Source organism: Nitratireductor sp. OM-1, from assembly GCF_003296175.1.
GTDB classification, from domain to species: Bacteria; Pseudomonadota; Alphaproteobacteria; order Rhizobiales; family Rhizobiaceae; genus Nitratireductor; species Nitratireductor aquimarinus.
In genome coordinates this window covers 3251797-3272919 of the sequence record NZ_CP029208.1, presented here as the reverse complement: position 1 = coordinate 3272919, position 21123 = coordinate 3251797, and the positions used below count along the sequence as shown (strand labels likewise).

20 protein-coding genes and 1 tRNA gene are annotated in these 21123 nt (G+C 61.1%); 10 read left to right on the top strand and 11 right to left on the bottom strand.

The features are described 5' to 3' along the window. Positions 1-19: 19 nt before the first annotated feature. The 6 genes from DEJ54_RS15690 to DEJ54_RS15665 form a co-directional block, all read right to left on the bottom strand. Positions 20-223, bottom strand: a complete 204-nt coding sequence (locus DEJ54_RS15690; RefSeq protein WP_113155394.1) for a hypothetical protein — start codon at positions 221-223, stop codon at positions 20-22. 221 nt (positions 224-444) lie between these two features. Next, complete coding sequence (locus DEJ54_RS15685; protein ID WP_113156323.1) at positions 445-651, bottom strand: hypothetical protein; 207 nt, start codon at positions 649-651, stop codon at positions 445-447. Positions 652-913: 262 nt separating this feature from the next. Next, a complete protein-coding gene (locus DEJ54_RS15680) occupies positions 914-2302 on the bottom strand; it encodes a diguanylate cyclase (protein ID WP_113155393.1) in 1389 nt (462 codons plus the stop codon). 254 nt (positions 2303-2556) lie between these two features. Further along, complete coding sequence (locus DEJ54_RS15675) at positions 2557-3807, bottom strand: outer membrane protein (protein WP_113155392.1); 1251 nt, start codon at positions 3805-3807, stop codon at positions 2557-2559. Between the two features lie 487 nt (positions 3808-4294). Next, a tRNA-Val gene (locus DEJ54_RS15670) sits at positions 4295-4369 on the bottom strand. Between the two features lie 79 nt (positions 4370-4448). Further along, positions 4449-5132 carry an HAD family hydrolase gene (locus tag DEJ54_RS15665; RefSeq protein ID WP_113155391.1) on the bottom strand — a complete coding sequence of 228 codons (684 nt, stop codon included), beginning with the start codon at positions 5130-5132 and terminating at the stop codon, positions 4449-4451. Positions 5133-5276: 144 nt separating this feature from the next. On the opposite strand from DEJ54_RS15665, the gene rpiA reads away from it, so the two are divergent. From rpiA to DEJ54_RS15625, 8 genes are all read left to right on the top strand, one after another. Next, complete coding sequence (rpiA, locus tag DEJ54_RS15660; RefSeq protein ID WP_113155390.1) at positions 5277-5966, top strand: ribose-5-phosphate isomerase RpiA; 690 nt, start codon at positions 5277-5279, stop codon at positions 5964-5966. 22 nt (positions 5967-5988) lie between these two features. Further along, positions 5989-6540, top strand: a complete 552-nt coding sequence (locus tag DEJ54_RS15655) for a DUF2059 domain-containing protein (protein ID WP_113155389.1) — start codon at positions 5989-5991, stop codon at positions 6538-6540. Between the two features lie 287 nt (positions 6541-6827). After that, entirely contained in the window at positions 6828-8213 is a 1386-nt protein-coding gene (gene gor / locus DEJ54_RS15650; protein ID WP_113155388.1) for a glutathione-disulfide reductase, read from the top strand. Position 8214: 1 nt separating this feature from the next. Continuing rightward, positions 8215-8796: a gamma-glutamylcyclotransferase family protein gene (locus tag DEJ54_RS15645; RefSeq protein ID WP_113155387.1), complete on the top strand. Its 582-nt coding sequence runs from the start codon at positions 8215-8217 to the stop codon at positions 8794-8796. Between the two features lie 154 nt (positions 8797-8950). After that, positions 8951-10327 (top strand): class II 3-deoxy-7-phosphoheptulonate synthase, encoded by a 1377-nt coding sequence (locus tag DEJ54_RS15640; RefSeq protein ID WP_113155386.1) that lies wholly within the window; start codon positions 8951-8953, stop codon positions 10325-10327. A 100-nt stretch (positions 10328-10427) separates the two neighbouring features. Continuing rightward, complete coding sequence (locus tag DEJ54_RS15635) at positions 10428-10859, top strand: GFA family protein (RefSeq protein ID WP_113155385.1); 432 nt, start codon at positions 10428-10430, stop codon at positions 10857-10859. Continuing rightward, a complete protein-coding gene (locus DEJ54_RS15630) occupies positions 10856-11449 on the top strand; it encodes a hemerythrin domain-containing protein (RefSeq protein WP_113155384.1) in 594 nt (197 codons plus the stop codon). Before DEJ54_RS15635 ends, DEJ54_RS15630 begins: the two co-directional genes overlap by 4 nt. Positions 11450-11534: 85 nt before the next feature. After that, positions 11535-13220 (top strand): NAD+ synthase, encoded by a 1686-nt coding sequence (locus DEJ54_RS15625; protein ID WP_113155383.1) that lies wholly within the window; start codon positions 11535-11537, stop codon positions 13218-13220. Between the two features lie 129 nt (positions 13221-13349). Here DEJ54_RS15625 and DEJ54_RS15620 read toward each other — a convergent pair whose 3' ends face one another. From DEJ54_RS15620 to DEJ54_RS15610, 3 genes are read right to left on the bottom strand one after another with little or no spacing between them, the layout of a single operon-like run. Continuing rightward, positions 13350-13970, bottom strand: a complete 621-nt coding sequence (locus DEJ54_RS15620) for an ATP-dependent Clp protease proteolytic subunit (protein ID WP_113155382.1) — start codon at positions 13968-13970, stop codon at positions 13350-13352. Between the two features lie 40 nt (positions 13971-14010). Then, positions 14011-14367, bottom strand: coding sequence for an SRPBCC domain-containing protein (locus DEJ54_RS15615; RefSeq protein WP_113155381.1), 357 nt, complete (start codon positions 14365-14367; stop codon positions 14011-14013). After that, the gene (locus DEJ54_RS15610; protein WP_113155380.1) at positions 14364-14678 is read right to left on the bottom strand and encodes a helix-turn-helix transcriptional regulator; all 315 of its coding nucleotides are present in this window, start codon (positions 14676-14678) and stop codon (positions 14364-14366) included. Before DEJ54_RS15610 ends, DEJ54_RS15615 begins: the two co-directional genes overlap by 4 nt. 162 nt (positions 14679-14840) lie before the next feature. Here DEJ54_RS15610 and DEJ54_RS15605 point away from each other — a divergent pair, with 162 nt between their 5' ends. Continuing rightward, positions 14841-16058, top strand: a complete 1218-nt coding sequence (locus tag DEJ54_RS15605) for an MFS transporter (RefSeq protein ID WP_113155379.1) — start codon at positions 14841-14843, stop codon at positions 16056-16058. Positions 16059-16107: 49 nt separating this feature from the next. Next, positions 16108-17481, top strand: a complete 1374-nt coding sequence (gene gltX / locus DEJ54_RS15600) for a glutamate--tRNA ligase (protein WP_113155378.1) — start codon at positions 16108-16110, stop codon at positions 17479-17481. On the opposite strand, the gene DEJ54_RS15595 is transcribed toward gltX, so the two are convergent. Continuing rightward, positions 17399-18499 (bottom strand): DUF2865 domain-containing protein, encoded by a 1101-nt coding sequence (locus DEJ54_RS15595; RefSeq protein WP_113155377.1) that lies wholly within the window; start codon positions 18497-18499, stop codon positions 17399-17401. The two genes, gltX and DEJ54_RS15595, sit on opposite strands and share 83 nt — an antisense overlap. Positions 18500-18698: 199 nt before the next feature. Beyond that, the gene (locus tag DEJ54_RS15590) at positions 18699-21014 is read right to left on the bottom strand and encodes an NADP-dependent malic enzyme (RefSeq protein WP_113155376.1); all 2316 of its coding nucleotides are present in this window, start codon (positions 21012-21014) and stop codon (positions 18699-18701) included. Positions 21015-21123: the final 109 nt, after the last annotated feature.

Genomic DNA, 21123 nt, shown 5'->3' with positions numbered 1-21123 from the left:
GGCTGTCTCAGTGAATGTTTCAGGAATTCGCGGCGTGCCTGCGCTCTTCTCTGCTGCGCCGCCGTTTCTCCACTTCGTTGAGAACATAGCAGGCGTCCTCGGCCTCGGACTGGGTGATGCCGGCAACGATGGTCATGCCGATCACCGCCGGCTCGTTGGTTAAGTTGTCCCAGACGGTCCAGAGGTTTGAAGGGTCGAGGATGATCTCGTAGCGGTCTTTCAAGTCCCGTCTCCTTCATCGGGTTAAGTCACAATGCTCACCGGCAGAGGCATCGTTGATTCTGATGAAAGAGAGATGAGTAAAAACAATAGGATAATAGTAAAATTTTAAATAGCTGAACGGCCTTGGTTCGTTTTCGAAACATCCCGGACCGCCATGGTGCGGTCCGGGACGCCTGTAGCGCGGACCAGCGCCGCCAGTGATGGCGACGCCGGCCCTATGGCTTAGATCGAGGCCCCGTCAAGGTTCCTGAGCAGGATGTCCCGGTCGGCGACGGAACTGACGCGAACGGTCAGCGACGTGCTTTTCGAGGGCACCTGCGGGGGCAGGGAAACGGCGACGCCGGGCGCGTTCTTCTCGAGCCAGCTCTTGAACCGCGAGAGCTTGTTGGGGCCTTCGATGGGAAAGGTGAAACTGTATTTGAAGCTCACTTTGCATTCCTTCAATTCGCAAAGGATCGCAGACGCGCGCAGCGGAGCTGCGGCATCGTGCTGTGTCCAGATCGTGTTTTGGGTGGAATAATCCTGACGCCGCTCTTGCCTTCGCAGGTAGTGGCGTCAGGCAACTAGCCGGGTTTGCGGCTGCCCTTTGGAAAACGCGGTCTATGACGGTCGTGGGTGAGCATGACTGACATGTCGGACACTGGCGCCCGGAAGTCAAACCCGTGCGCCTTTTTGCCTCAAGCTGGACGGATCACCCTTGGCCGGACGCAGAAAGTGCGGACGTGCCGCTTTCGTCTCCGGCGACCACGACGCAGTTGCGGCCATTCTGCTTTGCCGCATAGAGGGCGGCGTCTGCAGCATTGATCAGATATTCGTAGTCCGGATGACCCTCATAGGCGGCAACGCCGATGGAAGCCGTGACCTTGATGCTTTCGGTTTCGGCTACGGAAATGGGTGTTTTCGTCAGCTCCGTGCGGATGCGCTCCGCCAGTGCCTGGGCCTGGCTCTCCGCCGTCTCGACCAGCACGATCAGAAACTCTTCGCCGCCATAGCGAAAGACGAAGTCGGTCGCACGGACATTGTTAAGGATCGTTTCCGCCGTCTGGCTCAGAACCGCGTCACCGGCCGGATGACCGAAGCGATCATTGACGGTCTTGAAGTGGTCCAGGTCGACCATAAGCACGCTCAGTGGCGTGCCTGCCTTCTTCGACAGGCTGATTTCGCGCCCGAGAACCGTTGGCAGGAAGCGCCGGTTCAGCGTCTGCGTCAGCGGATCGCGCCCGTTCTCAACGCCGGCTGCGAGCTTGAACAGGTCGTTGAGCAGAAACTTGATTTCGTCGATGCGCCGTTGAAACATCACCAGTGATGCCGGCTGACTGCTCGAAATGTTCGGCAGGATCTCGGTATCCACTTCGCGGATGAGATGCTGGATCTTGTCGAGCAGTGGCGATCCCTGAAACAGCACTGCCGCACGGTGGCGGATCCAGAGGCCGAATGGCGAGGCCGCAAAACTGTTGTGAGACGGCTCGCTCTCATTGCCGAGCATGGACAAGAGAACCGAATGGCTCCATTCCATGAGCGCGGCGCGCTGGGTTTCGCGTTCCAGGTTGATGTCCTGACCGAGCGAGAAGATGCGAAAGGCCTCTTCCGTCTTGGTTCGCCGGTTCGCGCCCGACATGTAGGCCGTGCTCATGAGCCTGATTGCGTAATCCACGACCTCGTTGAACAGGATGATCGCATGGAAGGCGGACGGGCTGTGATTGCCGGCGGTGGCAATCTTGTCTGCGACCTTCGTTTTGATGAGGGTCGTGCCCTCCATAACGAGATTGTTGGGGATGTTCAGGCGGGCGTGCACTTCGCCGATCTCGATCTGCCGGTGCTCAAAAGCCTCAATGTCGGCCAGCGGATCGAATTCCACCAGTGCGAGAAGCCATTTGCGCAGCGAGTGGCGCAGCCTGTCCTGCACGACATTGTGGCTGAGAAACTGGGCGCTCTGGGTGTCGCCAAGGAAGACTTCGTAGAAGGCGGCCACCAGCGCGTCGGCCTCCTGATGAACGATACGAACAATCGTGCTGCAAGCCGCCTCGCGTTCGTCTTCACTGGAGGAAAGCCATCCCAGCACTCCGGCCCGACCGTTCATCGCTCAAACCCCCGTCGAATCTTTCGTCGGCTCCCCTTTACGTTGCACCCTGAAGGAATCAAGCGGTGATGGGGAGGTGGGACAATCTTGCCCACGCACAGGCCCAATTCCTGATGTCTTCAGGCGCGCATGCGGCCGATCCGGGAGGAAGGTGCGCAGGTGAGGGGGAGGCCGTCGCAGCTTGTCATCAAATGAAAGAGCCCGAACATCAGTCCGGGCTCTCGTGACCGTGTTCTTAAGGTGTAGCTACAGACCTACATCAGCTTGAACTTGAGGCCGGCGCGCACGGTGTGCGAGGACGGGTCAACTTTAAACAGGCCAGCCGAACCGAAGTCTTCGGAACCGTAGTCAGAGTAGCGATATTCGAGGTTGAGCGTGGTGCGGTCCGTAACGGCCGTTTCGATGCCGCCGCCAACCGAAAAGCCGCTGGCGTTCCAGTCATAGAGACCGCCAAGGCCGCTGACATTGATCTCGAAATGCTGGTGGCTATAGCCGGCGAGACCATAGACAAGCGTACCTGCGCCAACCTTGTAGCCGAGGCGGGCGAGCACGTCGAAGCCGTAGTCGGCATCAATGGAGGCGTTGCCGCCAGGCGCGGAAAGCTCGCTGGAGATCGTGGAATAGCGCGCGTTGGCCATCACGCCTGCGACCCAGTTTCCGCTGAACTCCATATCGTAGCCGATCGAGGCTTCAGCGAAGATGCCCTCAGCGCCGATCCCGTTGAAGCCGAGGCCGAGGCCAGGCACTTTGAGATCATGAACCAGGCCACCGGCACCCACTGCCGCACCGATTGTCAGGCCATTCCAGCTGTACGAAGGCGCGTCGAAGCCCGCACCGCCGGAGTTCATTCCGAAGCGATAGTTCAGCCCCGCATGGAACGTGTGCATCGATGGTGTAACCTCGATCACGCCGGCAGAACCGAAGTCTTCCGATCCGAAGTGCGAGTACCGGTACTCCGACTTGAGAGTCCAGTTGCTCGAGATTGCCGTCTCGATGCCCGCGCCAACGACAAAGCCGCTGCTGTCCCAGCTGTAATCAAGGCCGGCCGGGTTTGAGGAAACGTCGAAATGCTGCCAGCTGTATCCGCCGAGAACATAGGCAAGCGTTGAGGGCGTGAGCAGATAGCCAGCGCGCACGCCCACGTCGAATCCGTAGTCGGCCTTGGCGTCAATGGAACCGGGACCCATCGATAGCTTCGCGCCGATATTGCCGATCCGAGCGTCAGCAAACGCACCGATGAGGAAGCGCGGCGACATCATGTAGTCGTAGCCGATGGTGAGTTCGCCGAACACACCTTCGCCGCCGATGCCGTTTGCCGAGGCGGCAAGCGGGTTGATGTCCACTTCGCCGACGAGCGCGCCTGCGCCGCCGCCAAAGCCAACATAGACGCCGGACCAGTTGTAGCCTGACGTTGTGTTTTCCGTGAGATCAGCCGCCGTGGCAGACTGCGTGGCAAGCGCCAGTCCGCAGCTTGCGGCAACTAATGCGATGAGACTCGTTTTCATAATTATCCACCCCCTGAAAATGTAGTCAGTTGGCTTAATACAGTTGTTCGGCAAAGAGTCTATATGGTCGTATTGCCCAAATATGAAAGCGGATAGGTTGTGTTCTTTATGCAACATTCCGTATGGGAAGCTATGTTGTCGATGCCGGAGAACGCCTGCAGTAATTTCAGCTTGAGGATGCGTGGATGGCGGTGAGGTGCGGGGAGTGTGAGGCGCTGGCTTGAGGGCGTCACTTGACAGTTATGTGGACGGGCCAGGATTCCAGCCCCGATGGGGTTAACGCGGAATTGCTGCGTGAACGGGAAGACAGGATGTGAGGCCGATTGAGCTTCGCTGAACTTGAGTAGTGAAATGCTTTGAAAACACATTCCAAGAGCGACACATCTGTTCCGCGCGCATGCTTTGCTATGCTGAAAAGTGATGTTTGTCGTGCATTCGCTTCAATGCAATTCCATCAACAAAACCAAGACATCGTCTGGAATGTTGATGGTGGGCGCGGCAGGGATTGAACCTGCGACCCCACCCGTGTGAAGGGTGTGCTCTCCCGCTGAGCTACGCGCCCGTTGACGAAAGCTTCGTCAAGCGAGCCGGGATATAAGGGGCGGGGTGGCCGGGTGTCAAGCGGGCTTTCGAAACTGATTTCAGGATGCCGTGGCGGCGATCAGGCTCTCGGCCATCTCGACAGTCAGTTCGTCGAACCCCGAGATGACGCGGGACGGTTCGAATGCGCTGACATGGCGGTCCGTATAGCCGAAGTCGACTGCAATGACGGGAATGCCGGCCGCCTTGGCAGTGTCGATGTCGGTGCGCGAATCGCCCACCATCACGGCACGCTCCGGGTCGGCCCCGGCCATGGCGATAGTGCGCAGAAGGTGGCCCGGATCGGGCTTGCGCATCGGAAACGTGTCGCCGCCGCAGATTGCCTTGAAATGACCGATCACGCCCAGCGCCTCGAGAAGCGAGAGCGACATGCCTTCAAGCTTGTTGGTGCAAACGGCGGTCGTGTATCCCGCAGCCTGAAAGCGTTCGATGGCTTCGATCGCGCCGGGGAACGGTTTTGAGCGGCCGGGAACATTGGCTGTATAGTGGTCGAGGAAGATGGCCTGCAGCGCGTCGAGCTGGCCTTCCGCAAGATGCCGCTGGCGCAGCGCGAAGGCGCGTTCAATCATCACGCGGCTGCCAAAACCGACAATACGGTTGATGTCTTCGCTTTTCACCGGTTCCATGTCGACGGTTGCAAGGCAGTGGTTGAGGCTGTCGAGCAGGTCGGGTGCCGTATCCACGAGCGTGCCGTCGAGGTCGAAAACGATGATTGGCGCTGACATGTTGTCCCCTTCTTGAATAATCTTGGGATAGCGCGCAGTGCAGGTCTAGGCAAGGTATGCCGCTTATGTGCCTTGCATTGCGGGGAGCGGTAAAACGGGTTAGGAACCGCTCAGAATGGACCGGGGGCTAAATTGTCGGCTGATATGCGTGAATTGAAGATCGAGGCGGCGCGTGCCGCACTGGACCAGGTGCAGGACGGAATGCGGTTGGGAATCGGCACCGGATCGACTGCCGAGGAATTCGTGCGTGTTCTGGCCGAGCGGGTCGCTGGCGGGCTTTCCGTCATCGGTGTGCCAACGTCGGAACGCACGGCTGCGCTTTGTAAAGAACTCGGTGTGCCGCTGACCACGCTGGACGAAACGCCTGAACTCGACCTCACCATCGACGGCGCCGACGAGATCGGTCCGGAACTCGCCCTCATCAAGGGCGGTGGCGGCGCGCTCCTGCGCGAAAAGATCGTGGCTGCTGCCTCGCAGCGCATGATCGTCATCGCCGACAAGACCAAGATGGTCGAATCGCTCGGTCGCTTCCCGCTGCCCATTGAGGTCAACGCGTTTGGTCTGCGCGCCACCGTGGTGGCCATTGAAAAGGTTGCGAAAGAGCTTGGGCTTGAAGGACCGCTTGCGGTTCGTGAGCGCGATGGCAAACCCTTTGTGACCGATGGTGGACATCTCATCGTCGATGCATCTTTTGGCCGCATTCCCGATCCAAGAGCATTGGCAATCGCCTTGAACGCCATACCCGGCGTTGTTGAACATGGCCTGTTTCTCGACCTTGCCGACACCGCCTTCGTGGCGGGAGACGGTCAGGTGCGAACCGTCGGGGCCGCATGAACAAGAATGGAGTGAGAAACACATGAACCTGGCAACCCGCATGCGCCTTGCCGCTGCCTCTGCAGCCGTGGCGATGACGTTCGCATTCGCTCCTGCCAACGCGCAGGACATTTCCGCTTCGCATCTTGCTGCGGCGCGTTCCGCAATCGATGCGATCCACGCGACCGACGATTTCGATGGCGTGCTGCCGCAGGCCGCCGCCGCGCTGAAGTCCGAGCTGATCCGCAAAAACCCGGATCTGGTGGCGCTCATCAACGCAACGGTGGACGAGAAAGCCATTGAGCTTGCAACCCGCCGCGTGGATCTTGAGCGTGAGGCCGCCCAGGCCTATGCCCGCGTTTTCTCCGAGCAGGAGCTGACCGAGATCGCGAATTTCTACGATTCGCCCACTGGTCGTAAGCTGATCGAGGACGGCCCCATCGTGACCCGTGAAGTGCTCAAGGCGGGCGAGATCTGGCGTCGCGGCATTGCCCGCGATCTGGCGCAGATGGTCGGCGAGCAGATCCAGGCCGCTGCCCAGGCAACCGGTGGCGGAGCTGCTGCCGGCGAGGGCGAAGCCGCCCCGGCCCAGTAAGCTTTCGATCACGAAACAGTTAGAGCCCGGTCGTCGCACCGGGCTTTTATTCTTGTGCGGCGGTTTCTACCTCTGGATCACTGCGCGTCCATCCGGACGCACAACGGACGATCTGGACGATCGATGGGGCATCGGAACAACCCGAAAACCGGATGCCACTTTTCGGTCCGATGCTCTGGATCGCCGTAAGGTTCGGGCGCCACGCGTTGGCGCCGCATGTTTGCGATAGGGGCGCAATTCGCTTTCGAGACGCGCTCCGCAAGGCCCTGGGGGGCGAGGATCAGAAGATGAGCGAATTCGATTACGATCTCTTTGTCATTGGTGGCGGATCGGGCGGCGTGCGTGCTGCGCGTCTGGCGGCGGGGCTTGGAAAGCGCGTTGCCGTGGCCGAGGAATACCGTTTCGGCGGCACCTGCGTCATTCGTGGCTGCGTCCCGAAAAAGCTCTATGTCTATGCCTCGCAGTTTCCCGAGCATTTCGAGGATGCTGCCGGTTATGGCTGGACGGTGCCGGAAGCCACTTTCGACTGGAAGACGCTGGTCGCCAACAAGGAACGCGAAATCACGCGGCTTGAAGGGCTTTACCGCAAGGGGCTGGAAAATGCCGGGGCCGAGATCATCGAAGCCCGCGCCACGCTGGTTGATCGCCATACGCTCGACGTAGGGGGCAGGCGCGTGACGGCTGACAAGATCATCATCGCTGTCGGTGGTCGTCCCAACCCGCATCTGGCGCTTCCCGGCCACGAACATTGCATCTTCTCGAATGAAGCCTTCGATCTGGCAGAACTGCCCAGGGCCATCGTCATCGAGGGTGGTGGCTATATCGCCGTCGAGTTCGCCAACATCTTCCATGGCCTGGGCGTCGACACAACGCTCGTTTATCGGGGCAAGGAAATCCTGTCGCGTTTCGATCAGGATCTGCGCCGCGAACTTCACGCCACGATGGAAGCGAAGGGCATCAAGATCCTGTGCCATGATGTGCTGACCGAGGTCGAAAAGCGCGGCGAGGGCGATCTTCTGGTGCATCTGAAATCGGGCAAGACAATCGAGGCAAGCCAGGTCATGCTGGCCATTGGCCGTCTGCCCAACACGGAAGGTCTCGGGCTTGAGGCTGCCGGCGTGGAGACGGGCAAGGGCGGCGAGATCCCGGTCGACAATTACTCGCGCACCAATGTCGACAACATCTGGGCGCTGGGCGACGTCACCAACCGCGTGCAGCTCACCCCGGTCGCGATCCACGAGGCCATGTGCTTCATCGAGACCGAGTACCGGAACAACCCGACCGAGGTCGATCATGACATGATCGCCACGGCCGTTTTTTCGCAGCCCGAGATCGGCACTGTGGGCCTGTCCGAAGATGAGGCCGCGAAGCGTTTCGACAGGCTCGAGATCTACCGCGCCAGCTTCCGCCCCATGCGTCACACCCTGTCTGGCCGTCAGGAAAAGATGCTCATGAAGCTCGTTGTCGATGGCGACAGCCGCCGCGTGATCGGCGCTCATGTGATGGGTCCGGATGCCGGCGAGATGGCGCAGCTTCTGGGCATCGCCCTGAAGGCGCGCCTGTCGAAGGACGATTTCGACCGCACCATGGCCGTGCATCCCTCCGCCGCCGAGGAGCTTGTGACCATGTACGCGCCGACCTATCGCGTCGAGAAGGGCGAGCGGGTCGGCTGACATGGACAGGCGTGCGGGTGAAGGCGCTCTGGTCGCCTATTTCGGTTATGGGTCGCTCGTCAATCGCGACACCCACCGCACCGAGATCGTCGACGCGCTGCCTGCGCGCCTGAAAGGCTGGCGACGCCACTGGGTGCGTCGTGACGAAGAAAGCTGCCGCGCGCTTCTGAGCGTGCGGCGCGATCCGGCATCCGTCATCGACGGGCTCCTGGTTATTGACCGGGCGGAAAACCTGCCGGCGGTCGATCTGCGCGAAGAGCGCTATCAGCGCGTGTCGCTTGCGCCAGCAGACCTTGAGCTTTCGGCGGACTTGCCCGCCGATTGCCCGCTTCGCGTCTATGAAGCGAACCTGGTTCATGCGCCCGTTCGGCTTGAAATCATCCAATCCTATCTCGACGCCGTGCTTCAGGGATTCCTGCGTGAATATGGCCGTTCCGGCGTCGAGCGCTTCGTCTCCGAGACCGAAGGGTTTGACGCGGAAATTCTTGCTGATCGCAAGACGCCAACCTACCCGCGTGCGGTGGTGCTCAGCGATGAAGAAAAGAGCCTGTTCGATGCAATTTTAATGCAAAAAATCGTATGAAATGCATTTTTCGTGCGCCGGTGTTTCCTGTCCGCCACAATTGCGGGCTAGTATCGGGCGCATCCTTTGGTTAAGGAGATGGCCTTCCAGTATCCGTCTTGGAGTTTTGAGCGGATAGAGGGCATGATCCTATAGCAACTGTCGAGTAAGCAAGATGACGAAGTGGTCGCCGAATTCGTGGAGAAACAAGCCTATCCTGCAGGTTCCGGCTTATCCGGACGCCGCCGCCCTGGCCGAGGTCGAGGCGCGCATGGCCACGTATCCGCCGCTCGTTTTTGCAGGTGAGGCGCGCAAGCTCAAGAAGCAGCTCGCTGCCGTGGCCGAAGGCAACGGTTTTCTGCTGCAGGGCGGCGATTGCGCCGAGAGCTTTGCCGAGCATGGCGCGGACAATATCCGCGACTTCTTCCGCGCATTCCTGCAGATGGCCGTCGTCTTAACATATGCTGGCTCGCAGCCCGTGGTGAAGGTTGGCCGCATTGCCGGTCAGTTCGCCAAGCCGCGCTCCTCCGACAACGAGACCAAGGGTGATGTGGTTCTGCCGAGCTACCGCGGCGACATCATCAATGGCATTGAGTTCGAGGAGAGCTCACGCATTCCCGATCCGGCGCGCCAGGAAATGGTCTATCGCCAGTCGGCAGCGACCCTGAATCTGCTGCGCGCTTTCGCGCAGGGCGGGTTCGCCAATCTGGACAACGTTCACAAGTGGATGCTGGGCTTCCTGTCCGACAGCCCGCAGGCTGAGCGTTATCAGGAACTGGCCAACCGCATTTCCGAGACGGTCGATTTCATGCGCGCCATCGGGATCACCGGTGAAAGTACGCATGCGCTGCGTGAGACGGATTTCTACACCAGCCATGAGGGCCTGCTTCTCGGTTACGAAGAGGCGCTCACGCGCGTCGATTCCACCTCCGGCGACTGGTACGCCACGTCCGGCCACATGATCTGGATCGGCGACCGCACCCGCCAGCCCGACCATGCGCATGTGGAATACTGCCGTGGCATCAAGAACCCGCTCGGCCTCAAATGCGGTCCTTCGCTTTCGCCGGACGGTCTGCTTGAGCTGATCGACATTCTGAACCCGGAAAACGAGCCGGGCCGTCTCACCCTGATCGCCCGCTTTGGTGCGGACAAGGTGGGCGACTACTTGCCCAAGCTCATCCGCGCGGTGGAGAAGGAAGGGCGCAAGGTCGTGTGGTCCTGCGATCCGATGCACGGCAACACCGTCACTGCTGCCGGCTACAAGACGCGTCCCTTCGACCGCATTCTCAAGGAGGTTCAGACCTTCTTCGAGGTGCACCGCGCCGAAGGCTCGCATCCGGGCGGTCTGCATGTGGAGATGACCGGCAAGAACGTCACCGAGTGCACGGGCGGCGCGCGCGCCATCCGCGACGAGGAGTTGCAGGATCGCTACCACACCCATTGCGACCCGCGTCTCAACGCCGATCAGGCGCTCGAACTGTCTTTCCTGGTGGCTGAACTCCTGAAAAAGGACCGTGAGGCTCTGCCGGCAGACAGGGTCGCCAACGCGTGAAGCTGGCCTGAACCCTGGGTTCAGGCTTTCGCGATGCCTGTTGCGGCGCGCGCCTGATATCATGGTTCCGAAACGGTTCGACTGGTTTCGGAGGGATGCCATGACTGAACGACATGACGGATCGTGCCTTTGTGGCGCGGTCCGTTTTCACACTGAGGGCGCGCTGCGTGGCGTCGTCTATTGCCATTGTTCGCAGTGCCGCAAGCAGACCGGGCTCTATTACGCCGCCACCGATGTGGATGTCTGTAACCTTGCCATTGAGGGTGAAGACAGTCTCACCTGGTATGCGGCATCCGGTTTTGCCAAGCGCGGTTTCTGCAAAACCTGCGGCTCTGCGCTTTTCTGGAAGCGGGACGGCGCAGACCGGGTTTCCATCCTTGCCGGCGCGTTCGATCTGCCATCCGGCCTTGCGGCGGAACGTCATATTTTCGTGGCCGGCAAAGGCGATTTCTATGCTATCGCCGACGGGTTGCCGCAGCATGCGCGCGGCAGTCCCGATATTATCGTTGCCGGGAGTGATACACAGGAATGATCGAATTGCCCGAAACGCTGAGGCTGGATACGCGCCCCGGTCTGCCTGCCGATCTGCGCTATCTCGTGGAAAAATACCCGCGCGAGGTCTGGCCCACCCATCCCAATCTCGGCGAGATGGCGCAGTTCTGGCTGCAACGGCACGACATGTTTCGCGAACTTGGCGGCATGTTGAAGACCAGCATGGGTGATTACAGGGAAGGGCGTCTCGCGCCGCGTGAGTTCGCCGGCTGGTTTGCGCCCCGCCTTCGCTTCTTCCTGCAGCAGCTCAATGGCCACCACCAGATCGAGGATATGCATTACTTTCCGGTCTTCGCCGCTGCGGAGGCGCGGATGAAACACGGCTTCGATCTTCTGGACAGCGATCATCACGTCATCCATGACGCGCTGGAGCGCAATGCGCAGGCCGGAACCGCGTTCCTTCAGGCGCTTCAGGCCGATCAGGATCGCCAGCGTTTTGCCGCCGACGCCTATGCGCGCGAGAACGAGGCGCTGCTTGCCATGCTTCTGCGGCATCTGGACGATGAAGAGGATCTGATCATCCCGCTCATTCTCGACCGCAGTGAGGAGGGGCTTGGCGTCAGCCTCTGATCCCCGGCAGCGTGTTGCAAGCAGGGGATGCAAAGGCTAAACGCTTTGAAGTCCAAGCAGTTCTCGCCCATTGAACAGGAACGTCATGGCCCCCAAACCTGCCTCTCCCGATATTCTGCGCATCGCCACCGCCCAGCTCAATCCGGTTGTGGGCGATGTGGCTGGCAATTTAGCAAAGGCGCGTGAAGCACGCGCGGACGCTGCCCGTCATGGCGCCGATCTGGTCCTGTTCACCGAACTGTTCATCGCCGGTTACCCGCCGGAGGATCTGGTTTTGAAGCCTGCCTTCGTTGAAGCGTGCGAGCGCGCGGTGCGGGAACTCGCCGAAGAGACGAAGGACGGTGGCCCCGGTGTCATCATCGGCGTTCCGTTGAAGCGCAAGAGCGGTCTGCACAATGCGGTCATGGTGCTGGATGGCGGTGAGGTGGTCGCCGAGCGCTACAAGCTGGACCTGCCCAATTACGGCGAATTTGACGAAAAGCGCGTCTTCCAGCCGGGGCCGGACATGCCGGGACCGGTCAATTTCCGCGGCATTCGCATAGGCATTCCTGTCTGCGAGGACATCTGGGGCGATCTCGATGTGTGCGAGACGCTGGCCGAATCCGGCGCGGAGATGCTTCTGGTGCCCAACGGCTCGCCCTATTATCGGGGTAAAGTCGAGGTGCGCCACCAGGTGGTCATCCGTCAGGTGATCGAGAGCGGCCTGCCGATCCTCTACGCCAACCAGCTTGGCGGTCAGGACGAGCTTGTCTTTGACGGCGCATCCTTCGCCATTCAGGCCGACAAGTCGCTGGCCTTTCAGATGAGCGAATTCGAGGAAGCCGTTTCCATCTCCACATGGAAGCGGGATGGCGAGGGGTGGCGCTGCGACGACGGCCCGCTCTCAAAGATCCCGGAGGCCGAAGAGGCCGATTATCGCGCCTGCATGCTGGGCCTGCGCGATTATGTGAACAAGAACGGCTTCAAGAATGTGGTGCTGGGCCTGTCCGGCGGCATCGATTCCGCGATCTGCGCGGCGCTTGCCGTTGATGCGCTGGGCGAGGAACGGGTGCGCTGCATCATGCTGCCCTACCTCTACACGTCCGAGGAATCGCTCAAGGATGCGCAGGATTGCGCCCGCGCGCTCGGCTGCCGTTATGACATCGTGCCGATCTCAGAGCCGGTCGAGGGCTTTTCGAGTGCGCTTGCCGCGCTCTTCGAGGGCACCAATGAAGGGGTGACGGAGGAGAACCTTCAGAGCCGTACCCGTGGCACCATCCTCATGGCCGTCTCCAACAAGTTCGGCTCCATGGTCGTCACCACCGGCAACAAGTCGGAAATGTCGGTCGGCTACGCGACGCTCTATGGCGACATGAATGGCGGGTTCAATCCCATCAAGGATGTCTACAAGATGCAGGTCTACGCACTGTCGGCGTGGCGCAACACGACCGTGCCGCCCGGCGCGCTCGGTCCATCCGGCGAGGTCATCCCGCAGAACATCATCGACAAGGCGCCCTCGGCAGAGCTGCGCCCCGACCAGACGGATCAGGATTCCCTGCCGCCCTATCCGGTGCTGGACGATATTCTGGAATGTCTGGTGGAAGGCGAGATGAGCGTCGACGCCATCGTCGCGCGCGGCCATGACCGCGACACGGTGCATCGCATCGAGCATCTTCTCTACATCGCCGAATACAAGCGCCGGCAGGCAGCGCCCGGCGTCAAGATCACGAAGAAGAATTTCGGGCGCGACCGCCGCTATCCGATCACGAACAGATTCAGGGATCGTTCGTAAGGCTCTGTTTCGAAATTGCTTTCTGAATTTTCATGCGGCTCGCGCCAGACCGGTGCGGGCCGCATTTCTATTCGCGGATTGAATCCGGGATGAAGTGCAAGGTCATGTTTCTTCTGTCTTTTCCCGTTTCTATCGCTCTCTCTCGTTTTCCAGTTCCGCCCGCGTTGAGTAGACCCGGTCCACCAGCCCCCAGTCGCAGGCTTCCTGCGCGGTCATGAAGAAATCGCGGTCGAGCGTGCGCTCCACTTCGTCTTCCGTGCGCCCGCAATGATGCGCATAAAGCCCGATCAGCCGCCGCTTCAGTTTGAGGATATCCTCGGCATGGCGCTGCACATCGGATGCCTGGCCGCGAAAGCCGCCGGAGGGCTGATGCAGGACGATGCTCGCATTGGCGAGTGCAGCGCGGCGACCGGCTTCCCCGCCCATCAGGAGGAATGATCCCATGGAGCCGGCAGTGCCCATGCACACGGTCGCCACCGGGCTCTTGATGAAGCGCATCGTGTCGTAGATCGCAAAGCCGCTCGACACCACGCCGCCCGGCGAGTTGATGTAGAATGAGATTTCCCGCTCCGGGTTCTCCGATTCCAGAAAAAGAAGCTGCGCACAGATCAGCGCAGCCGAGTCGTCGTTCACCTCGCCATTCAGAAAGATGATCCGCTCCCGCAGGAGCCTTGAAAAGATGTCGAAGGAGCGTTCGCCTTTCGACGATTGCTCCACCACCATGGGGATGAGCGCCATCGTTTCGCGCATGCGCGATCTCCTTTGTTGTCGATGTCGGTTTGCGTGGGCGTCAGGCGGCGCGCGCCATCGGCACTCCATTGGCATTGGCGGCCATGCGCGGCAACGTGCTGGCGCTGTGCGTCAGGCGAAAATGCGTGTGCCCGCCGGGGGCTGGGCTGATCTCGAAGGTGACCAGCGTATCCGGCGCGTCGGTGTTCCGGTCGCGCCAGGCATAGCGGACGCGCGAGCAGGGCTCTTCGTCCACCATCTCATAGGCGGGCGATGTCTCGCCGTCGCCGGGTTCGCCAAGCCAGCTTGCCGCCAGTTCGGGAATGGTGAGGGCACGCCAGACCTTCTCCGGCGATGATTCCAGAACATACTCCAGAACGATGTTTTCGTTCGTCTTTTCGTCGTTCGCGTCGCTCACTGGTCCATCTCCCTGAGCAGCGTTTTGAGCCTGTCGACCCGTTCGGGCCAGAAGGCGCGATAGCGAGCGAGCCAGTCGACCACCGGGGCGAGCCCGTCGGGCCGAATGCGGTAGCGCATCTGCCGGCCACTCTTTTCCTCTTCGATCAGGCCCGCGCTGCGCAGCACGGCCAGATGCTGCGAGATCGCCGGCTGTGACATGGCGAGCCCTTCGCGCAGCTCTGTCGCGTTGCGTTCGCCAGCACTCAGCCGTTCCAGCATGTGCCGGCGGGTCGGGTCGGCCAGCGCCTTGAAGATATCCGTTTCTGTCATGCGCAATAGATAAGTCGATTCTTATGTGTTGCGCAAGGGGCTTCTGGCGCATTCCATGGAGCCATCGCGGCCATTGCCATATTTGTGCCTGCGTCTACGATGCACCCAACCCGCTTTCGCGGTCTTCCCACGGCGCGCGCCGCCAAGCTCCAGAGTTCGTCGATGTCCTATCTCGTCTTTCTTCGCGAAAATGCGCGCTGGCTTGCGGGCGGCTTCCTGCTCACGCTGTTTTCTTCTTTCGGGCAGACCTTCTTCATCTCACTCTCGGCAGGCGATATCCGCGCCGAATATGATCTGTCCCACGGGGCATTCGGCACGCTCTACATGCTGGCGACGCTCGCCAGCGCGTTCACCCTGCCAAAGCTTGGCCAGATCGTTGACCGCCACTCGGCGCGAACGGTCACCTTCATCATCATCCCGCTTCTGGCGCTCGCCTGTGTGTCGATGGCGCTGTCGCATTCGATCATCGTCCTGGTGGTCACCATCTACATGCTGCGCCTGTTCGGGCAGGGGATGATGACCCACAATTCGCTGACCGCCATGGGGCGCTGGTTTTCTGCCCAGCGCGGCCGTGCGGTCTCCGTCGCCACGCTCGGGCACAATGTGGGTGAGGCGATCCTGCCGCTCGCTTTCGTTGCTGTTGCAGCGGTCGTCGGCTGGCGCAACAGCTGGTTCATCGCCGCTGGCCTGCTGCTCGTTTTCGCACTACCGGTCATCACCGGCCTGATCGCTGTTGAGCGCGCCCCGCGTGACAGCGATCCGGTATCCCGCCGCAGCACCGTGCGTGACTGGACGCGCGGCGAGGTGGTGCGCGATCCGGTTTTCTATCTTCTGCTGCTCGGCGTCATGGCGCCGGGCTTCATCGGCACCACCATCTTCTTCCATCAGATCTATCTGGTGGATCTGCGCGGCTGGTCGCTGGAGGTGTTTGCATCTTCCTTCACCTTCATGGCGTCCATGACGGTCATTTTTGCGCTGATCTCGGGCCAGTTGATTGACCGTTTCTCCGCTGTCGCGCTTCTGCCCGGCTTCCTGATCCCGCTGGGGGCTGCCTGTCTCATTCTGGCAGGCAGTGAGGCCCAGTGGAGCGCCTTCGCCTTCATGGGGCTGATGGGTGTGTCCTACGGCTTCTCGTCCACCCTGTTCGGCGCGCTGTGGCCAGAAGTCTATGGCATCCGGCATCTGGGCTCCATTCGCGCGCTGACGGTCGCGATCATGGTCTTCGCCACGGCGATGGGGCCGGGCATTACCGGCTTCCTGATCGACCGTGGCGTGAGCTACCCGCTGCAGATCAGCGTGATGGGCGTCTATTGCCTTGCGGCATGCGTGGTTCTTTTCTTCGTCTCGCGCTCTCTGAGCGCGCGGCTGAAAGGGGCCTGAGGCCACGTTCTTCTTGCCAGTTGCGGCACTTTTGGCTACGCCCGCAGGCATGACAGTCACCGTTCGTTTCGCGCCGTCTCCGACCGGCCACATCCATATCGGCAACACCCGCACCGCGCTTTTCAACTGGCTCTATGCGAAGAAGCATGGCGGCCGTTTCATCCTGCGTTTCGACGACACGGATGTAGAGCGCTCGCGACAGGAATATGCCGAAGGCATCGCCCGCGATCTCACCTGGCTTGGCATTGAGCCGGATCAGACGGTCGCCCAGTCGGCGCGCTTTGATCGCTATGACGCCGCCGCTGAAAAGCTGAAGGCCGCAGGCCTTCTCTACCCCTGCTACGAGACACCCGAAGAGCTGGAGCGCCGGCGCAAGATCCGCCTGTCGCGCCGTCTGCCGCCCGTCTATGGCCGCGAGGCGCTGAAACTCACCGAAGAGGAGAAGGCCGCACTTGAAGCCGAGGGCCGCAAACCGCACTGGCGCTTCCTCCTGCCCAATTTCGCAGACAATCCCTTCGTGACCAACCGCACCGAGGTGCATTGGGACGATGTGGTGCGCGGGCCGCAGACGGTCGATCTGGCTTCCATGTCCGATCCCGTCCTCATTCGCGGCGACGGCACTTATCTCTATACGCTTCCTTCCGTGGTCGATGACATTGATCTCGGCGTCACGCACATCATCCGTGGCGACGATCACGTCACCAACACTGGCGCGCAGATTGCGCTGTTCCGGGCGCTGCGCGCTGAGCCGCCGGCCTTCGGTCACCACAATCTTCTGACCACGGTTTCTGGCGAAGGGCTTTCCAAGCGCACAGGCGCACTTTCCGTGGCGAGCCTTCGTGAAAGCGGCATTGAACCCATGGCCGTTGCGTCGCTGGCCGTCCTGATCGGCACTTCGGAAAACGTAACGGCTGCCGCATCCATGGATGAACTCGCTGCCCTGTTTGAACCCACTTCCACGTCGAAATCGGCTGCCAGGTTCGATCCGGCAGAACTTTCAGGTCTCAGCCGGCATCTCATTCAGGCCATGACGTTCGGCGATGTGAAAGAGCGGCTGGCGGGGCTTGGTATTGCCGGAGACGATGCAGAAGCCTTCTGGCTTGCCGTGCGCGGCAATGTGGAGACGGTCGCCGAGGCGGCTGACTGGTGGAGCATCCTTCGCGGGAAACCTGCTCAGGATGCCGTTCTTTTGGACGAGGATCGTGACTTTGTTCGCGAGGCGGGGAAGCATCTCCCGCAGGAGCCATGGGACGCCGAGACCTGGCGCGCATGGACGGGCGCCGTGAAGGCGGAGACGGGCCGCAAGGGCCGGGGCCTCTTCATGCCGCTGCGGATTGCCCTTACGGGGCGGGAGCAGGGGCCGGAGCTCGCAGGTCTATTGCCCCTTTTGGGTCGGGAAGAAACGCTGGCCCGACTATCCTGACACGGCGCTGCTCGGCCTCGTCGTCGAGCGACCGCGCCGGGTTAGGACCCTGCTGAAGCGCTGATGCATCGCCAGCGCTGTCTACCGGTTTTGGTTCTGGCGCCTTTGCAATGTAAAAGCTCGTCTCCTTTGCGCTGGCAGCTTCACTGGCCGGAAATTCCTCTTTCACTTCCGGTTCCTGCCACGGTTCACCGCGGGCGAAGCCTTGCAATTCGACCGCCCTCTGGCCGGCAACAATCGTGAAATTCCTGTCCTTGCGACAGCCGCACGCGGCTTTCGAGACCCCGTTTTCACGGTAGCTGAAGGCCTTGGGCAACTCCCGATACGGCGTGCCGTCCGCGACCGAGATCATGTTTTCGGCTTCTTCGTTCAGCACGTCATGCGCGTAAAGCGCCACTTCTGCGCCCGGGCACCGGGCCGTGCATGTCTCGGCATCTCGTGAGAACTTGTCTTTCGAGACTGAAAACGAGATCGGGAAATAGTATCCGTCACACGTGCGAACGCACATGGTCTGGAAGACCGTGCCAGGGCGACGCAGCTTCCGGGAGCTCGTGGTGCCCGAATTTGCCGCCTTCTTGGCCTTGCGAGGCCGGGATGCCGTTTTTGCATCGCAATTGTTTGCCTTGAGCGCGGCGCGGATTCGAGAGCGCTGGCCAGGAGAACCACCACCCTTCCAGCCCCGCTGACGCCGCAATTCGGCAATGTTCTGCGTCATACGGGCGGCAGATCTGTTGAGTTGCGCGCATTGCCGGGCATTATCCCCGAAAATGGCGAACCCGCATCGCATCTTACTGAGCCGGGCGCGAACGACGCCGAGTTCTTTCTTCTGTTTTGCAATTGCCCGATCGTAGCGTTTGGCTTTGCTGGACGATCCGCCAGAGGCTGCGGCGAGCTGTGTTTCAAGCTTCCTGCATGTGCGCGACTTCGCCTCGGCGTCTGCAATGGTTGCAGCCATGCCGACCATGCTCATGACAGCCACAAGCATCAAACAGAACAGGTTTTTGCCGCGCAGATACATCACTCGTACCGTTCAAACAGCGCCGGTCAGAGTGGGGATACTTATTCCACGCTCACAGGCCTCCAAAACCGCACTGGTTTCCGAGACACCACCGGCTGATTGGCGCGAAGATGCGCCAATCAAGTTAAGTTACGGTTAGAAATGCAACTATACCGCGAAATCTTGGTCTGTGACAGCTAAAATTGCGACTTTTCCGCAATCAGCTTGTCATGATGGCCTTGCTCTTCTGCAGCGCCTCGACGGCGGCCAGCGCGGTCATGTTCACAACACCGCGCGACGTGACGGACGGCGTGAGAATATGCGCCGGCATGGCGGTGCCGAGAAGGATCGGGCCGACATGCAGTGCGTCGGTCATCACCTTGAGCGTGGTCAGGGTGATGTTGGCTGCATCGAGGCTCGGGAAGACCAGAAGATTGGCCTCACCGGAAAGAGCGGCCTGCGGATAGACACGCTGGCGCAGCACTTCCGAGAGCGCGGAATCGCCATGCATCTCGCCTTCGGACACCAGGTCCGGCGCGACGCGCTTCAGCGTCAGCGCCGCTTCGCGCATCTTGATGGCGCTTTCGGAATCGCGCGACCCGAAGTTCGAATGCGACAGCAGCGCCGCCTTCGGCTCGATGCCGAAACGGCGGATTTCTTCCGCAGCCAGGATCGTCGTTTCCACGATCTCGGAAGCCGACGGGCAGAGCGTGACATAGGTGTCGGTGAAGAAGGTCACGCCGAACTGCGAGATCAGCATGGAGAGGGTGGAGAGATCGCGCACGCCCTCGCGCCTGCCGATGATCATGTCGACATAGCGCAGGTGTTTTTCGAAACGCCCTTCCAGACCGCAGATCATGGCGTCGGCCTCGTCACGCATCATGGCGATGGCGGCAATCACCGTGGTGTTGGTGCGCACCAGCGTGCGCGCCGCCTCCGGCGTCACGCCGCGCCGACCGGCAAGCTGCACCAGCATGTCGACATAGTCGCGATAGCGCGGATCGTCTTCCGGGTTGATGATGGAGAAGTCTTCGCCCGGACGAATGCGCAGGCCATAGCGCTTGAGGCGCGTTTCCACCACGTGCGGGCGGCCGATGATGATGGGCTCGGCAATGCCTTCCTCGATCACCACCTGGGCCGCGCGCAGCACGCGCTCATCTTCGCCATCCGCATAGATGACGCGCTTGGTGCCCGCACCCTTGGCGGCCGAGAAGACAGGCTTCATCACCAGGCCGGAGCGGAACACGAAGCGGTTCAGCCGGTCCAGATACTGGTCCATGTCCTCAATGGGCCGCGCCGCGACGCCACTCTTCATCGCCGCTTCGGCAACCGCCGGCGCAATGCGCAGGATAAGCCGCGGATCGAAAGGCGAGGGGATCAGGAAGTCGGGTCCGAAGATCGGCGTCTCGCCCGAATAGGCGCGCGCTGCGACATCGGAAGGTTCTTCGCGTGCAAGGCCCGCAATCGCCTTCACGGCGGCGCGCTTCATTCCCTCGTTGATCGCGGTTGCGCCCACATCGAGCGCCCCACGGAAGATGTAGGGGAAGCACAGGACGTTGTTCACCTGGTTCGGGAAGTCCGAACGCCCGGTGCAGATCATGGCGTCAGGCCGCGCTTCGCGCGCCACGTCCGGCATGATTTCGGGAACGGGGTTGGCAAGCGCCAGGATCAGTGGCTTTTCAGCCATGTCAGCCAGCATTTCCGGCTTCAGGACACCGGCCGCCGAGAGGCCCAGGAACACGTCCGCTCCGCCGATCACTTCGGCAAGCTTGCGGGCGTCCGTGTCCTTCACATAGGGCGCTTTCCAGCGGTCCATCTCTTCCTTGCGGCCCTCATAGACGACGCCGTGGCGATCGGTGAGCCAGATATTCTCGGTCTTCGCACCCAGCGAGACCAGCAGATTGAGACAGGCAAGGGCGGCAGCGCCTGCACCGGAGGAAACGATCTTCGCCTTGGCAATGTCCTTGCCGGCCAGCTCCAGGCCGTTCATGACGGCCGCGGCAACAATGATCGCGGTTCCGTGCTGGTCGTCATGGAACACCGGAATGCCCATGCGCGCCTTGAGCTGTTCCTCGACCTCAAAACACTCCGGAGCCTTGATGTCCTCAAGGTTGATGCCACCGAAGGTCGGCTCGAGTGCTGCGACGGTTTCCACCATCCGGTCGATTTCCGGCGCATCGATTTCGATGTCGAAAACATCGATGCCGGCAAATTTCTTGAAGAGGACCGCCTTGCCCTCCATCACGGGTTTGGAGGCAAGCGGGCCGATATTGCCGAGGCCAAGCACCGCCGAACCGTTGGAAACCACGGCCACGAGATTGGCGCGGGCGGTGTAGTCTGCCGCCGTGCTCGGATCGTCATGGATGGCCATGCAGGGAGCGGCAACGCCCGGCGAATAGGCAAGCGCCAGATCGCGCTGGTTGCCGAGCGGCTTTGTCGCCTGGATCTCCAGCTTTCCCGGCATGGGGTGGCTGTGGAAGAAGAGCGCGGCTTCGTCGAATTCGGATCGTTGCGGTTTCTTGGTATTGGAAGACATCCAGCGGCTCCACATCATGGCTCTGTCGGTGGGGCCGTTTGGCTCGCGGCCCGGCGTTCGCGCGCCTTTCCGTTCCCGCAGGGAACAAGGCACTCAAACGATTTGAATC

Excerpts from the sequence above, each read along its gene's own strand:
- DEJ54_RS15680 (WP_113155393.1), bottom strand. The coding sequence starts at position 2,302 with ATGAACGGTCGGGCCGGAGTGCTGGGATGGCTTTCCTCCAGTGAAGAC.
- DEJ54_RS15675 (WP_113155392.1), bottom strand. The coding sequence starts at position 3,807 with ATGAAAACGAGTCTCATCGCATTAGTTGCCGCAAGCTGCGGACTGGCG.
- DEJ54_RS15665 (WP_113155391.1), bottom strand. The coding sequence starts at position 5,132 with ATGTCAGCGCCAATCATCGTTTTCGACCTCGACGGCACGCTCGTGGAT.
- rpiA (WP_113155390.1), top strand. The coding sequence starts at position 5,277 with ATGCGTGAATTGAAGATCGAGGCGGCGCGTGCCGCACTGGACCAGGTG.
- DEJ54_RS15655 (WP_113155389.1), top strand. The coding sequence starts at position 5,989 with ATGAACCTGGCAACCCGCATGCGCCTTGCCGCTGCCTCTGCAGCCGTG.
- gor (WP_113155388.1), top strand. The coding sequence starts at position 6,828 with ATGAGCGAATTCGATTACGATCTCTTTGTCATTGGTGGCGGATCGGGC.
- DEJ54_RS15645 (WP_113155387.1), top strand. The coding sequence starts at position 8,215 with ATGGACAGGCGTGCGGGTGAAGGCGCTCTGGTCGCCTATTTCGGTTAT.
- DEJ54_RS15640 (WP_113155386.1), top strand. The coding sequence starts at position 8,951 with ATGACGAAGTGGTCGCCGAATTCGTGGAGAAACAAGCCTATCCTGCAG.
- DEJ54_RS15635 (WP_113155385.1), top strand. The coding sequence starts at position 10,428 with ATGACTGAACGACATGACGGATCGTGCCTTTGTGGCGCGGTCCGTTTT.
- DEJ54_RS15630 (WP_113155384.1), top strand. The coding sequence starts at position 10,856 with ATGATCGAATTGCCCGAAACGCTGAGGCTGGATACGCGCCCCGGTCTG.
- DEJ54_RS15625 (WP_113155383.1), top strand. The coding sequence starts at position 11,535 with ATGGCCCCCAAACCTGCCTCTCCCGATATTCTGCGCATCGCCACCGCC.
- DEJ54_RS15620 (WP_113155382.1), bottom strand. The coding sequence starts at position 13,970 with ATGCGCGAAACGATGGCGCTCATCCCCATGGTGGTGGAGCAATCGTCG.
- DEJ54_RS15610 (WP_113155380.1), bottom strand. The coding sequence starts at position 14,678 with ATGACAGAAACGGATATCTTCAAGGCGCTGGCCGACCCGACCCGCCGG.
- DEJ54_RS15605 (WP_113155379.1), top strand. The coding sequence starts at position 14,841 with ATGTCCTATCTCGTCTTTCTTCGCGAAAATGCGCGCTGGCTTGCGGGC.
- gltX (WP_113155378.1), top strand. The coding sequence starts at position 16,108 with ATGACAGTCACCGTTCGTTTCGCGCCGTCTCCGACCGGCCACATCCAT.
- DEJ54_RS15595 (WP_113155377.1), bottom strand. The coding sequence starts at position 18,499 with ATGTATCTGCGCGGCAAAAACCTGTTCTGTTTGATGCTTGTGGCTGTC.
- DEJ54_RS15590 (WP_113155376.1), bottom strand. The coding sequence starts at position 21,014 with ATGTCTTCCAATACCAAGAAACCGCAACGATCCGAATTCGACGAAGCC.